At 65.0% G+C, this 12,741-nt stretch carries 11 protein-coding genes and 1 tRNA gene; 5 read left to right on the top strand and 7 right to left on the bottom strand.

Annotated elements, in window-relative coordinates; genetic code table 11:
• The first annotated feature begins 112 nt into the window (after window positions 1-112).
• The 3 genes from MTR64_RS06260 to MTR64_RS06250 all read left to right on the top strand — a co-directional run bounded on the left by MTR64_RS06260 (window position 113) and on the right by MTR64_RS06250 (window position 4,022).
• The gene (locus MTR64_RS06260; protein ID WP_419144924.1) at window positions 113-2,806 is read left to right on the top strand and encodes a TonB-dependent receptor; all 2,694 of its coding nucleotides are present in this window, start codon (window positions 113-115) and stop codon (window positions 2,804-2,806) included.
• Window positions 2,807-2,964: 158 nt separating this feature from the next.
• On the top strand, window positions 2,965-3,432 hold the full coding sequence (locus MTR64_RS06255) for a DUF805 domain-containing protein (protein ID WP_243991933.1): 468 nt from the start codon (window positions 2,965-2,967) through the stop codon (window positions 3,430-3,432).
• A gap of 104 nt (window positions 3,433-3,536) precedes the next feature.
• Complete coding sequence (locus MTR64_RS06250) at window positions 3,537-4,022, top strand: RDD family protein (protein ID WP_243991932.1); 486 nt, start codon at window positions 3,537-3,539, stop codon at window positions 4,020-4,022.
• Here the strand turns inward: MTR64_RS06250 and MTR64_RS06245 are convergent, their stop codons facing one another.
• Entirely contained in the window at window positions 4,023-6,548 is a 2,526-nt protein-coding gene (locus tag MTR64_RS06245; RefSeq protein ID WP_243991930.1) for an ABC transporter permease, read from the bottom strand. It abuts the gene before it with no gap.
• Window positions 6,541-7,242: an ABC transporter ATP-binding protein gene (locus MTR64_RS06240; protein WP_243991929.1), complete on the bottom strand. Its 702-nt coding sequence runs from the start codon at window positions 7,240-7,242 to the stop codon at window positions 6,541-6,543. Before MTR64_RS06240 ends, MTR64_RS06245 begins: the two co-directional genes overlap by 8 nt.
• Window positions 7,243-7,288: 46 nt before the next feature.
• Here MTR64_RS06240 and MTR64_RS06235 point away from each other — a divergent pair, with 46 nt between their 5' ends.
• Window positions 7,289-8,020 (top strand): arylesterase, encoded by a 732-nt coding sequence (locus MTR64_RS06235; RefSeq protein WP_243991928.1) that lies wholly within the window; start codon window positions 7,289-7,291, stop codon window positions 8,018-8,020.
• Here MTR64_RS06235 and recF read toward each other — a convergent pair.
• Genes recF through MTR64_RS06215 form a run of 4 tightly spaced genes read right to left on the bottom strand, consistent with a single transcriptional unit; the run spans window position 7,992 to window position 11,053 of the window.
• On the bottom strand, window positions 7,992-9,080 hold the full coding sequence (gene recF / locus MTR64_RS06230) for a DNA replication/repair protein RecF (RefSeq protein WP_243991927.1): 1,089 nt from the start codon (window positions 9,078-9,080) through the stop codon (window positions 7,992-7,994). The two genes, MTR64_RS06235 and recF, sit on opposite strands and share 29 nt — an antisense overlap.
• Window positions 9,081-9,126: 46 nt before the next feature.
• Window positions 9,127-9,921, bottom strand: coding sequence for a queuosine precursor transporter (locus MTR64_RS06225; protein ID WP_243991926.1), 795 nt, complete (start codon window positions 9,919-9,921; stop codon window positions 9,127-9,129).
• Between the two features lie 11 nt (window positions 9,922-9,932).
• Window positions 9,933-10,313, bottom strand: a complete 381-nt coding sequence (locus MTR64_RS06220) for an alpha/beta fold hydrolase (RefSeq protein ID WP_243991925.1) — start codon at window positions 10,311-10,313, stop codon at window positions 9,933-9,935.
• Window positions 10,313-11,053 carry an epoxide hydrolase family protein gene (locus MTR64_RS06215; protein ID WP_243991924.1) on the bottom strand — a complete coding sequence of 247 codons (741 nt, stop codon included), beginning with the start codon at window positions 11,051-11,053 and terminating at the stop codon, window positions 10,313-10,315. Before MTR64_RS06215 ends, MTR64_RS06220 begins: the two co-directional genes overlap by 1 nt.
• An 84-nt stretch (window positions 11,054-11,137) precedes the next feature.
• On the opposite strand from MTR64_RS06215, the gene MTR64_RS06210 reads away from it, so the two are divergent.
• Window positions 11,138-11,214: transfer RNA gene (locus MTR64_RS06210), tRNA-Arg, on the top strand.
• Window positions 11,215-11,236: 22 nt separating this feature from the next.
• On the opposite strand, the gene MTR64_RS06205 is transcribed toward MTR64_RS06210, so the two are convergent.
• A complete protein-coding gene (locus MTR64_RS06205) occupies window positions 11,237-12,592 on the bottom strand; it encodes a methyl-accepting chemotaxis protein (RefSeq protein ID WP_243991922.1) in 1,356 nt (451 codons plus the stop codon).
• Between the last annotated feature and the right edge of the window lie 149 nt (window positions 12,593-12,741).

Raw genomic sequence — 12,741 nt, 5'->3', positions numbered from 1 at the left:
ATTCACCGGGCATGATTGTCGAATGGCCGGTAATTTCCTAACAACATGAATGTCATCGACTAGCCTTGCGGACAAAAGAAACGGGCAGTCGAGCAGGAGATGGACGGTGCTCATGAAGGGTGTTTCCGCAAATTCAGCCGTTCGTTCGGGCGGCGGCGTAATCAAAGGCGCATGTGTGCGCAGCAGGCTGTTGCTGGGCGTGGCCCTGGCTGGTCTGGCCTGGGCGCCGCAGGTAATGGCGCAGGACGATCCCGCGCCTGCCGATGAATTTTTCTCGGACGAGATCATCGTTACCGCCACCAAGCGCGAACAGACGCTGCAGGACGTGCCGGTCGCCGTCACCGTCACCACCGGCGCCACGATCGAGCAGGCGCAGATCCGTGATCTCAAGGACCTCCAGTCGGTCGTGCCTTCGCTTCGCGTGAACCAGCTGCAGTCGAGCGCCAATACCAACTTCTACATCCGCGGTTTCGGCAATGGTGCCAACAACGCGGGCATCGAGCCCTCGGTCGGCCTGTTTATCGACGGTGTGTACCGCTCGCGTTCGGCCTCGATGATTGCCGACTTCCCCGATGTGGAACGTATCGAGGTGCTGCGCGGGCCGCAGTCCACGCTGTTCGGCAAGAACGCCTCGGCGGGCGTCATCTCGATCGTGACCAGGAAGCCGCAGTTCACCCTGGGCGGCAATGCCGAGGCCACTTACGGCAATTACAACGCGGTGACGCTGAAAGGCATGGTCACCGGTCCCGTCAGCGATACCGTCGCGTTCAGCCTTGCGGGCGGTCTCAACAAGCGTGACGGCATCGTCAGGGATCTGGCGACGGGCCAGCGGACCAACGAGCGCGACCGCTGGTTCGCGCGTGGCCAGATGCTGTTTGACAACAACGACGGGCTCGAAGTCCGCCTGATCGGCGACTACGGCAAGATCGATGAAAACTGCTGCGCGGTCGTGAACCTGCGGCAGGCGCTGCCGACTGCCGCGATCTTCGCGCTGGGCGGGGCGGTGAACCTGCCCTCGGAGAAGTACGACAACATCGCCTATTACAACTTCGAAAGCTCCAACAAGATCAAGAACTGGGGCTTTTCGGGCCAGATCGACTATGATCTGGACGGCACCAGGCTGACCTCGATCACGGCCTATCGCCGCACCGACGCGCTGACCGATCAGGATTCCGATTTCTCCAGCGCGGACCTGCTCGGCCGCAACTGGCAGGACCTGCGGATCAAGACCTTCACGCAGGAACTGCGCGCCAGCTTCGATCTCGGCGACCGGCTGCACGGCTTGCTGGGCGCGTACTACTTCAACGAGAAGATCGACCAGAACAACGAAGTGTTCTGGGGTAGCGATGCCCGGACCTACGCTGATCTTCTGGTGCAGTCGCTGACCGGCGGTGCGAACAATATCGGCCACCTCGACAGTGGTGATCTCGAACTGATCCTTGGCAGCCTTGAAGGCAATCCGGTCAAGTATGTAGGCCAGTTCTTCCAGCCGGGCACGGGCCTGACCGAAGCCTATTCCGTCAAGAACGAGGCTTGGTCGATATTTGGCCAGCTCGATTTCGAAGTGGCGCCGGGGCTGACGGTGACCAGCGGCATCAACTACACCCACGACAAGAAACGCTACGCGACCAATACCACGTCGAACGATGTCTTCGCCGGGGTCGATCTGGTCGCCGACGGTCAAACCGCGATCTTCGCGCAGGGGCTGGCAAACCTGGGCGTCAATCCGTCCGACCCGGCAGCTGTCTATGCCTTCGCCACCAACCCGGCGACCGCGCCTTACTACCAGGCGGTCGTGAACTATGCTGCGGCCAACGCAACGAACCCGGCGGTGAACTCGCTGCTCGGCCTGCAGCCGCTGCAGTATTTCCCGCCGTTCATGAACGTCCCCAACGCCGTGGAGGACGGCAAGATCAGCGACGGCAATGTCAGCTACACCGCGCGCGTGGCCTGGGACGTGACGCCAAGCGTCAATCTCTATGCGGCCTTCGCGACCGGCTACAAGGCGGCCTCCATCAACCTCTCGCGCGACAGCCGTCCGACCCCGGCGGATCTCGTCGAGCTGCGTGCGCAGGGACTGGCGGTGACCAACCTGACCGCGGGCAGCCGCTATGCGAACCCCGAGGATTCGACGGTTTACGAGTTCGGGTTCAAGGGCAAATGGGGCGTGGTCTCCGCCAACGTCGCGGTGTTCAAGCAGATCATCAAGGACTTCCAGTCGAACATCTTTACCGGATCGGGCTTTTTCCTCGCCAACGCCGGCAAGCAGTCGGCCTTCGGCATTGAGTTCGAAGGTTCGGCCAAGCCTGTTGATCCGCTGACGCTGACGCTGTCGATGACGTACCTCGATGCCAAGTACGACAAGTTCCTGCTGTCTGCCTTTGGCGACCTGTCCGGCACGCGTCCGGCCGGAGCCTCGCCGCTTTCGGTGACCTTCGGGGCCGAATGGGTGCAGAAAATGGGCAACGGCGACCGGATCATCCTGCGCGGCGATTATCACTACGAGATGCCGTTCCAGCTGGTCGAGGGCTTGCCGGGTCTGGTGACCTATGATGCGCAGGGCAACGTCGCTGACGTCAGTGCCGCGCTCGCCGCCGCGCGCGAGTTCAAGCAGGACATCAACGATGTGAACGCCTCGCTCACATACGCGATGGCGAACGGCATCGAACTGTCGGTCTGGGGGCGCAATCTGCTCAACGACCGCACGATCCTGCAGATTTTCGACAGCCCGGCCCAGCCGGGTTCGATCTCGGGTTATCCGAACCAGCCACGCACGTATGGCGTGGCGGCGCGCTACCGCTTCTAACGGCGGAGCGCGACAGGCGAACCCTGGTGGCAGGAGAAGCTCCGGGGAACGCACACTGCACAAGGGGTGCGCGGTCGGGGGGCTGCGTGCCCCTTTTTCTTGCCCGTATGATGCAAAGCCGTTAGCCAAAAGAAGAAACCAGCCGCGGATTATAGAGGATGGGCAAAATCGTGCTCGAACACATGATATTGCCGTTCTACCGTTATGCCGATTTCCGCGGGCGGTCGCGCCGCAAGGAATTCTGGTCTTTCGGCTTGTTGAACATCGGGGTGGTCGCCATTCTGGCCGGGCTTGTCTTTTCGACCGGTTTTTCCCATCGGGCGCTGATCCAGCGCGCGGAATTCGGCGGCACGTTGGGCATCGGCACCACAGCCTTCTTCGCGATCCTCGGCATCTACAGCCTGGCCGCGCTTGTTCCGAGCGTGGCGGTGAACGTGCGCCGTCTGCACGACCGGGGCATGAGCGGATGGTGGTGTCTCGGCTTCGTGGTTCTGGGGGTGATTCCCTTCCTCGGCTGGATCACGAGCATCGGCTATCTCGTGGTCATGAGCCTGCCGGGGACGTCGGGCACGAACCGCTTCGGCGATGACCCCCGGGATCAGGCCGGTCTGGAAGTGCCGGCCTGACGGGACGACGGCGCGCTTGCTGTTCGCGCGTGATGACGTAGTCTGACCAATATTCGAACACCGAACGGTGCGCATTTTCGTGCCGGCATGAACAGGGGAAGATCATGCAGCCCTACGGCGGATTCTGGTGGCGCGTGCTCGCCTATTTTATCGATTACATCATCCTTCAGATCGGCCTTAGCGTGCTGTCAGGGGTATTCGGCATTGGCCTGGGCGCCAGCATGACGATGATGGATCCCGCCAGTCAGAGCGTAATGATGCCGTCGATGCTGTTCACGGTGCTTGGTGTCAGTTTTGCGATGACCTGGCTCTATTTCGCCTTGATGGAGAGTTCGCCCATGCAGGCCACGGTCGGCAAGCTCGCGGTGGGCCTCGTCGTCACGGATCTGAACGGCAACCGCATCAGCTTTGCGCGCGCCACGGGCCGCTTTTTTGCCAAGTTCCTGTCGAGCCTCATCCTGATGATCGGCTATATCATGGTAGCCTTCTCCGCGCGCAAGCAGGGCCTGCACGACATGCTCGCAGGCACGCTGGTGTGGAAGACGCGCGATCCGCGATCGCTCGTCTCGCACGAAGACGTGTTCCGCTGATCATAGCTCCCTGAGGGCCTGGGCGGGCTTTGCCCGCAGCAGCGGAAGCGAGCCGCCCAGCGCGAAGGCAAGCACCAGCAGCAGACCTGCGCCGAGTACCAGGAAGACGTGCGGCCAGCCGGGCAGCCAGTCGAATTCGAAGAGCTTGACCACGATCGCCCATGCCAGCGCGCTGCCAATGGCCAGGGCGATCATGGCGAGGACAAGCGCGAGCAGGCCATACTCGGCGATCTGCAGCGCCAGCAACTGGCGGCGGCTGGCACCCAGCACGCGCAGGATCACATTGTCGTAGGTCCGGCTGGCGCGCGCGGCGGCGATCGCGCCCAGCAGCACCGCAAGCCCGGCCAGCACGGCGACCGAGGAAGCGGCGAGAATCGCCACCGACATCTGATCCAGCAGCGCACGCGCATCCCGCAGCAGCCCGCCCGTTTCGATCACCGAACTGGAGGGAAAGGCACGGGCCAGCTTCGGCAGCAGTCCGGCGGTGGGCGCACCGGGTGGCACTTCGATGGTTGCGGCCAGGTGGTGCGGGGCATCGGCCAGTGCATTGGGCGAGAAGACCAGCACGAAGTTGAAACCCATCGTGTCCCAGTCAATTCGCCGCAGTGCCGCTATCCGCGCGGTCCTTTCGATGCCGAGTACGCCGATGGTCACGTAGTCGCCGACCTTGAGGCCCACCGCATCGGCGAATTTCTCGTCGAGCGAAACGAGTGGCTCGCCCCGGTACATCTGGGGCCACCACTTGCCGGACACGACTGTGCTGCCTTCGGGCACGCCAACGGAATATGTCAGGCCACGCTCCCCTCTGAGCGCCCACGCGCCATCCGGGATATCATCGCCGAGGCTGGCGACGCGGGTCATGCGATCCTTCGGGCCATAGGCGAGGATCTTGCCGCGCAGGTTCGGCACGATCCGCGTGACCGCATCAGGTATGGTCTGCTGGACCATGTCACGGAACTGCGCGGCGCCGTCCTGCGGCACGTCGAGCACGAAGAAATCGGGTGCGCGGGCCGGTACACTCTTGCGGATATTGGCATCGAGGCTGGTCTGCACGGCCGCGATCAGCACGAAAGCGGATAGCCCGAAGCCGAGCGCGGTTACCAGCGCGCCGGTTTGTGCGCCGGGGCGATGCAGGTTCGCGAGCCCTGCCCGCAGCATCGGATCGGCCGGACGCGGCAAGTGCGCGGCGGTCTTTCGGATGCCCCAGCCCACCAGTGCCAGCAACGCGAGCATCACGGCGGCCCCGGCAAGGAACCCGGCCGTGACCATGGGCTGCGCGGCGTTGGCGAATGCCAGCGCGATGATTGCGGCGAGGCCCAGCCCGACCGGCAATGCGAGGGCTTTCCGGTCCGCAGCCAGCGGGGCGACGCGGGCGCGCATCAGGGCCATCGCCGGAAAACTGCGTGCGCGTACGAGCGGCGGTGCGGCGAAGACCAGCGCGACCAGCAGCCCATAGGCGGCTGCCGTCGCCAGTGCCCAAGGCGAGACGGTGAAGCCGGTGCTCACCGGCAGCAGTGTGCCGAGCGCACTGGCCAATAGCGGTGTAACCAGCACGCCCGCCAGCAGGCCCGCAAGGCTTCCTGCCAGCGCCGCTGCACCGACCTGGAGCACGTAGATCCGCGCGATGTCCCCACTGGTGGCGCCTAGCACCTTGAGCGTGGCGATCGAATTGCGCCGCGCCTCGAGATAGGAGGAAACGCCCCCGCCAATGCCGATCCCGGCGATGGCCAGCGCGGCCAGCCCCACCAGCACCAGAAACTCGCCCATGCGGCTGACGAACCGCTCAGTCGAAGGCGTTGCCTTGTTGCGTGTGCGGATCTGAAATCCGGCGTCGGGGAAGCGGTCTTCGAGCCGTTTCGCGACGGCTTCCGGATCGGCATTGCCCGTGAATTTTACCCGCACGGCGCTGCGGTACATCGCGCCCGGTGCAGTCAGCCCGGCCCGTTGCGGCAGGCCGAGGGGGGCAATGGCGGTATCGCCCAGCGCGAAACCCTCACCCAGCTGCTCGGGGTCCGTCTTGATGATTCCGCCAGCAGTGACAGCCTGCCCGCCAATCTTGAAGCTGTCACCGGCCTTGATCCCGAGCCGGGCGGCAGTGCCTTGCGCGATCCACACGGTGCCTGCGGGCGGCGCGCCCACCATGCGTCCACCGGTCAGTTCCAGCCTGCCGTAGAGCGGCCAGTCGCCGGCCACGGCTTTGAGCGCGACGGGGGCGGTCAGTTCACCCTTGCTGGCGATGGCCTGCATCCGCAGGCCGGGCGACACTTCGCCCAGCGGCTTGAGTGCGGCCAGTTCCGCATCGGTCAGCCCACGCTGCCAGACGCGCAGTTCGATATCGCCGCCAAGGATCTGCTGCCCGCGCGTGCCCAGTTCGCGCTCGATGGAGCCGGTCAGGGTGCCGATCGCCGCAATCGCGCCGACGCCCAGAAACAGGCAGACGAGTAGCAGCCGCAGACCTCGGAACCGGGCGGATAGATCGCGCCGGGCAATCGTCCACGCCGTGCGCCAGGGCAGTGCGTCAGCCAAGCGTGTCGCTCGCGATCCGGCCATCTGCCAGCGACACCACCCTCTCGCACTGGCGGGCGAGATGTTCGTCGTGGGTGATGATCAGCAGCGTTGCTCCCGCCTCTGCGCGGCGGGCGAAAAGCAGGTCGATGATCGCTGCGCCGGTCTTCCCGTCGAGATTGCCGGTGGGCTCGTCGGCGAAGACCAGCGAGGGGCGGGGGGCAAGTGCGCGCGCGATCGCGACGCGTTGCTGTTCACCGCCGGAAAGCTGGGAGGGATAGTGCGTCAGCCGGTGGCCGAGCCCGACTGCTTCCAGTTCCGCCTCGGCCCGTTCGCGCGCCTGCGCCATGCCGGCCAGCTCCAGCGGCGTCGCGACGTTTTCCAGCGCGGTCATCGTCGGCAGGAGGTGAAATGCCTGCAGCACCACGCCGATGCGGCCCCGGCGGGCGCGGGCGAGCGCGTCCTCTTTCATCCCGGCGAAGTCCTGCCCCGCGACCGACAGCGTACCTGATGTCGCGCGTTCGAGCCCGGACAGCACTGACATCAGCGAACTCTTGCCCGAGCCCGAAGGCCCCAGCAGCGCCAGTGTCTGGCCCTGCGGTACGGCAAGGTCGATGCCCTTGAGGATTTCGACCGCGCTGTCTCCGCTGCCCAGCGTGAGGCGCAGGTCGCGGGCGATGACGGCATGTTCGGGGGGCTGGGAAAGGCTTGTCACTCACGCCATATTGGGTGCCAATATGCGGTCCTACAAGGAGATTCCTTTGCGTCTTGTCCGCCTTGCCCTGCTGGCGCTGCCCGTTCTTGCCCTGATTGCCTGCGACAAGGCCACGCCGCCCGTGCCGGAACAGACGGAAAGCGGGCTCGACACACCGCCCGCAATACCGGTGATGGGACCTGAACGTACGATCCTTGCCTTCGGGGATTCGCTGCTGGCGGGCTATGGCTTGAATGACGGGGAATCTTATCCCGCGCGGCTGGAACAGGCGCTGCGCGCCCGGGGCGTGAATGCGCGCATCGTTAATGCGGGTGTTTCGGGCGATACCACGGCGGCCGGGCTGGAGCGGCTCGATTTCACGCTCAAGAGTCAGACGGAAAGGCCCGAACTGGTCATAATCAGCCTGGGCGGCAATGACATGCTGCGCGGCCTTCCGCCGAAGGAAACACGGCAGAACCTTGACGCGATCCTCAAGCGGCTCACCAGCGACAAGATCAAGGTCATCGTGCTGGGAATGCTGGCCGCGCCCAATCTGGGCAAGGACTATGCGGAAAAGTTCAATCCGATCTATCCTCAGCTCGCGCAGAAATACGGCGCGTTGCTGGTGCCGTTCTTCCTGCAGCCGGTGATCGACAAGCCGGATCTGATGCAGCAGGACCACATGCACCCGACGGCGATCGGGGTGGATGCGATCGTTTCGGCGACAGTGGATGACGTGGCCGACGCACTGCCGAAGGTGAACGAGGCGGCTACAGCCGTCGCACCGAGCCCGAACTGACTTCCCACACCGACGCTTCGCTCAGGATCGCCTCGAAGGGCGTCGTTTCTGTTCCCGTCAGCCAGATCTGCGCCGAACCGGCACGCAGGCGGTCGAACAGGGCTTCGCGGCGGACAGGATCGAGATGCGCGGCTACCTCGTCCAGCAGAAGCAGGCGGGGGCGGTCCTCACCGCCGCCTTCGAGAAGCTGCGAATGGGCGAGCGTGATTGCGATCAGCATCGCCTTCTGCTCGCCGGTCGAGCATTCGGCCGCCGGCTGGTTCTTGCCCGCCATGGTGACGTCCAGTTCGTCGCGATGCGGGCCGGTGAGCGTGCGCTGTGCCGCCCGGTCGCGCGGGCGCCCATCGTGTAGCGCCACGGCCAGAGCGTCGGCCTGGACTGGTCCGCCCGGCCGGTAGGCCAGCGAGGGGCGGGCGAAGGGCGAATCCGGCAGTGCGGCGAGCGCCGCGTCGAGACGGAGGATCAGGTCGGCACGCGCCCCGGCGACCGCCGCACCGGATTCAGCGATCTGCAGCTCGATCGCGTCGAGCCAGTGCGGATCGGGCGGGCGGACGTCCGACAGCAGGCGGTTGCGTTCGCGCACAGCGTTTTCCAGCCGGCTGGCCTGCGCGGCGTGATCGGGGCGCACTGCCAGCACCAGCCGGTCGAGGAAGCGGCGGCGGCCCCCGGCGCTGTCCATGAACAGGCGGTCCATCGCCGGGGTCAGCCAGCCGATCGAGAACCACTCCGCAAGCCGCACTGCCGGGGCCTCGGCGCCGTTGATCTGCACCAGCCGCCGGCTGGGCCGTTCCGGCAGGACCCCGGTGCCCAGCCGTACCGGCTCGCCGCCCGGCACCGCCAGCGCCGCGCTGACCGCAAAGCCGCCGTCGAACGCCTGACCCGGCATGTCCGCCAGCGCTGCGCGCCGCAAGCCCCGACCGGGCGCCAGCAGGCTGATTGCCTCAAGCACGTTGGTCTTGCCTGCGCCGTTCTCTCCCACGAGCAGGTTGAACTGCGCCGTGCCTTCCACCGCGGTATCGCGGTGGTTGCGGAAACGGGACAGGAGAATGCGGTCGAGCATGGGTGGCGCGGTGCTAGCCGCTCCGCCGGGTCATGGCTACCTCAGCTCAAACCGATTGCGTCTTGGCGAAGGGCGAGAAGTCGATGTCGTCGTCATAGACGTCCACGCCTTCGCGCCGCTTGAGGAAGCCAACGACGATATAGGTAACCGGCGTCAGCACCACTTCCCAAAGCGTCTTGATGATCCACTGGGTCAGCGACAGCGTCAGCACCAGATGCAGCGAAAAGCCCGGCACGCCGAGGAACGCGAGCGGATAGAACAGGGCGCTGTCCACGCCTTCGCCGAAGATCGTAGAGCCGATCGTGCGGGTCCACAGGTACTTGCCCTGGGTCATCACTTTCATTCGCGCGAGCACGAAGGAATTCACGAACTCGCCCGCCCAGAACGCCACTAGCGAGGCAAAGACGATGCGCGGGGTCTGGCCGAAGATCGAGTAGTAGGCCGCCTGATTGGGCGCCGTCACTTGCTGGCCCTCGATGGTGTAGGTGGCCGAGGCGAGCGCCCATTCCGGGTTGGCCGGGATGTTCACTACGACAAGGCTCATCACCACCATGAACAGCAGCCCGAAGAAGCCCGCCCAGATGCACCGGCGCGCGTTGGCGTAGCCATAGACCTCCGTCAGGACGTCGCCGATGATGTAGGAGATCGGGAAGAACAGCACCCCCGCGCCGAAATTGACCGTCCCCAGCACCGGCAGCGTGATCTGAGCCTGCTTGGCCGCGCCGATCAGGTTCGACAGCAGCAGGATCACCACGAAGGCGACCATCACATAGTCGAAATAGCGAAAATGGCGGCGGCCGCCGGTGCGGCCGTCAATACGGGACAGGTGCTGATCGCTCATGGAGGCGAATCCTAACCTGTCCGCGCGCCCAAGCCTAGCAGGCATGCAAAGGCGCGCAGATCTTCCACAAAAATATCCGGCACTTCGATGGCGGGAAAGTGGCCGCCGGATGCGTGACGCTCCCACCGCACCACATTGTAGTGGCGCTGCGCCCAGGGACGGGGGATCATCACCGGCTCCGCGGCGTAGTGGGCCACGGCGGTGGGCACCGTCACGTAGCGTTCGGGGGCCGGGTCGCGCACGGCATCGTGGTAGAGCATGGCCGACGAGGCGGCGGTGCCGGTGAGCCAGTAGAGCGAGGTGACCGTGCAGATCCATTCGGGCGAGCGGCCGGGATTGCCGGGAAGCGCCGGATCTGACCAGCCGTGCAGGCGTTCGCCGATCCAGGCCATCAGGCCGGCGGGCGAATCGTTGAGAGCGTGGGCGATGCTGACCGGGGTCTGTGCCAGTAAGTTGAAATGGGGCCAGCCGAGCAAGGTCGCGTAGGTATCGGCAACGGCCTGATCCTCGGGCGACAGTGCGGGGCGATCCGTCGGGGGGCGCTGCCGTTGACGGTGTTGAGGTGCAAACCGATCACGCGTTCGGGGGCCTGCCGAGCCATTTCGGTGCCGATCGAACTGCCCCAGTTTCCGCCCTGGATCAGGAACCGCTCGTGACCAAGCGCATGCATCATCTCCAGCATCAGAGTGGCAATGCGGCGAGGGCTCAGCCCGGGCACGTACGGCGAAAAGCCGTATCCGGGCAGCGAGGGGGCAATGACATGAAACGCGGGTCCGCCATCTGCCGGCCGTGCGAGGCGGTCGGCGACATCCGCGAATTCGAGAAAGGCGCTCGGCCAGCCGTGGAGCATCAGAATCGGCACGGCATCGGCGTGCGGGGAATCGTGCGTCATGGCATGGATCGGCACCACTGAGGTGGGAACCCTGACCTGTTCCCGGCCGCGGATCGACCATTCGAATGCGTTCCAGTCGAAGCGATTGCGCCAGTGGGCACATAAGTCGCGCACGAAAGGCAAGGGCGCGCCGCATTGTTCGTGGCTGGCGGTGTCCTCGCCGAGCCAGCGGGTCGCGTCCAGACGGCGCTGCAAATCGGTAATCGCCGAATCGTCGAGCCGGAATTCCAGCCTTTCCATGTGCCCCGCCTTTCCCGTCTTCTCCGGACAGGGCTACTAACGCCGTTTGCGCCGGACACGAAGCACGCTATGGGGGCGTGGCGCGCGCCCGTAGCTCAGCTGGATAGAGCACGAGCCTTCTAAGCTTGGGGCCACAGGTTCGAATCCTGTCGGGCGCGCCAATTTGTCCTGTGCGGATATGTTTCAGGCTGCGCGGCGTAGCGCCGGACGCTCAATGCCGCAGCGGAAACGTGCCACCAGCTCCGAAAGCTGGCCGGACTCGCCCTCCAGATGGCTCGCAGCGCTGGCGGCCTGCTGGACCACGGCGGCATTCTGTTGCGTGACCTGGTCCATTTCGCGCACGGCATGGTTGATATGCTGGAGGTTGCCGGCCTGCTGTTCGGCGGCCGTCGCGATTTCGGTGATGAGAGCATTGATCTCGCCGACGCGGCTGACGATGGTATCGAGCTTCTGGCCAGTCTCACCGACGAGGCCGACGCCCGTTTCGACGTGTTCGGAGCTCTTGGCAATAAGATCCTTGATGTCGCGGGCGGCATCGGAGGAGCGCTGGGCCAGCGCGCGCACTTCGGCGGCAACAACGGCGAAGCCCTTGCCGGCATCGCCAGCGCGCGCGGCCTCGACGCCTGCGTTGAGAGCTAGGAGGTTGGTCTGGAAGGCAATGCTGTCGATCACGTTGATGATCTGGGCGATTTCCTGCGAGGAGGCTTCGATCGCGGCCATGGCATCCACGGCCTTGCGCACGACGCCGCCGCCTTCGGTGGCTTCGCGGTGGGCCTGGGCGATGGTGTGCTGTACGTTCACGGCACCGTCGGCGGTTTCCTTGACCGAGCCGGTAGCCTTGTTCATGGCCTCGGCCGTCTGGCGCAAGCGGGCCGCCTGTGCTTCGTTGCGATGCGCGAGGTCAATGGAGGCCGAGCGGATCTCGGTGGCACCGGTCATGACGCTGGCGGCGCTCGTGCGCACAGAGCAGACGGTACGGGCGAGGGCTTCGATCGCGTTGTTGAAGTCCAGCCGCAGCTTGTCGTAGGCGCCGGGGAAGGTCTCGTGGATGCGGTTTTCGAGATCGTTCTCGGCGAGCCGGCTCAGCCCGCCGGAAAGGACAGTGACGATCTTCTCCTGCAGCGCCCTGCTGTTCTGCACTTCGACGGCATTGCCGCGGAAGGTCGCCATGGCCTGTGTCATGCGGCCTACGCAGTCCTGATAGTCGGTGAAGCGGATGGGACTGTCGAGATCGCCCTGTGCCAGCGCTTCCATGCGCTCGACCGTCTCCGAATAGGGATCGGCGATGGCACGGCCGAAGAAGTAGGCTCCGGTGAGGCCCAGCCCAGAGCAAGCCAGATAGGTACCCAGCGACCAGATCAGGCTGAAGTCGATCGCGCCGAGCACTGCCGGGTCCTGAACACCGGCCGTCGCGCTTTTTAGGTAGAAATACTGCATCACGACGGTGGCGAGACAAATGGCTGTCAGAAAGGCCATGAAGCCGAAGGCAATCGTGATCTTCCAGCGGATGTTCGGAGTCTTGCGGTACCACTCCAGCATTCGGACACCCCTAAGTGTGCAGCGCCAGCGGATTCGGTGTGCAGGCGCGCGTTAACTAAGTCCGGAATTAGGATACGCTGGTGAATCCTATGCTTCCCGGCATGGTTAACACACTGGAAGCCCGATCAATTTTCACCATGATCCGGCGG

The sequence above is a fragment of the Novosphingobium album (ex Hu et al. 2023) genome, assembly GCF_022832385.1.
Classification (GTDB): domain Bacteria; phylum Pseudomonadota; class Alphaproteobacteria; order Sphingomonadales; family Sphingomonadaceae; genus Novosphingobium; species Novosphingobium album.
Note: the sequence above shows the minus strand (reverse complement) of the source record. Positions and strands in the feature narration are given on the sequence as shown.

Coding starts and splice junctions, on each gene's coding strand:
- MTR64_RS06260 (WP_419144924.1), top strand. CDS start 113: ATGAAGGGTGTTTCCGCAAATTCAGCCGTTCGTTCGGGCGGCGGCGTA.
- MTR64_RS06255 (WP_243991933.1), top strand. CDS start 2,965: ATGGGCAAAATCGTGCTCGAACACATGATATTGCCGTTCTACCGTTAT.
- MTR64_RS06250 (WP_243991932.1), top strand. CDS start 3,537: ATGCAGCCCTACGGCGGATTCTGGTGGCGCGTGCTCGCCTATTTTATC.
- recF (WP_243991927.1), bottom strand. CDS start 9,080: ATGCTCGACCGCATTCTCCTGTCCCGTTTCCGCAACCACCGCGATACC.
- MTR64_RS06225 (WP_243991926.1), bottom strand. CDS start 9,921: ATGAGCGATCAGCACCTGTCCCGTATTGACGGCCGCACCGGCGGCCGC.
- MTR64_RS06220 (WP_243991925.1), bottom strand. CDS start 10,313: ATGGCCTGGATCGGCGAACGCCTGCACGGCTGGTCAGATCCGGCGCTT.
- MTR64_RS06215 (WP_243991924.1), bottom strand. CDS start 11,053: ATGGAAAGGCTGGAATTCCGGCTCGACGATTCGGCGATTACCGATTTG.
- MTR64_RS06205 (WP_243991922.1), bottom strand. CDS start 12,592: ATGCTGGAGTGGTACCGCAAGACTCCGAACATCCGCTGGAAGATCACG.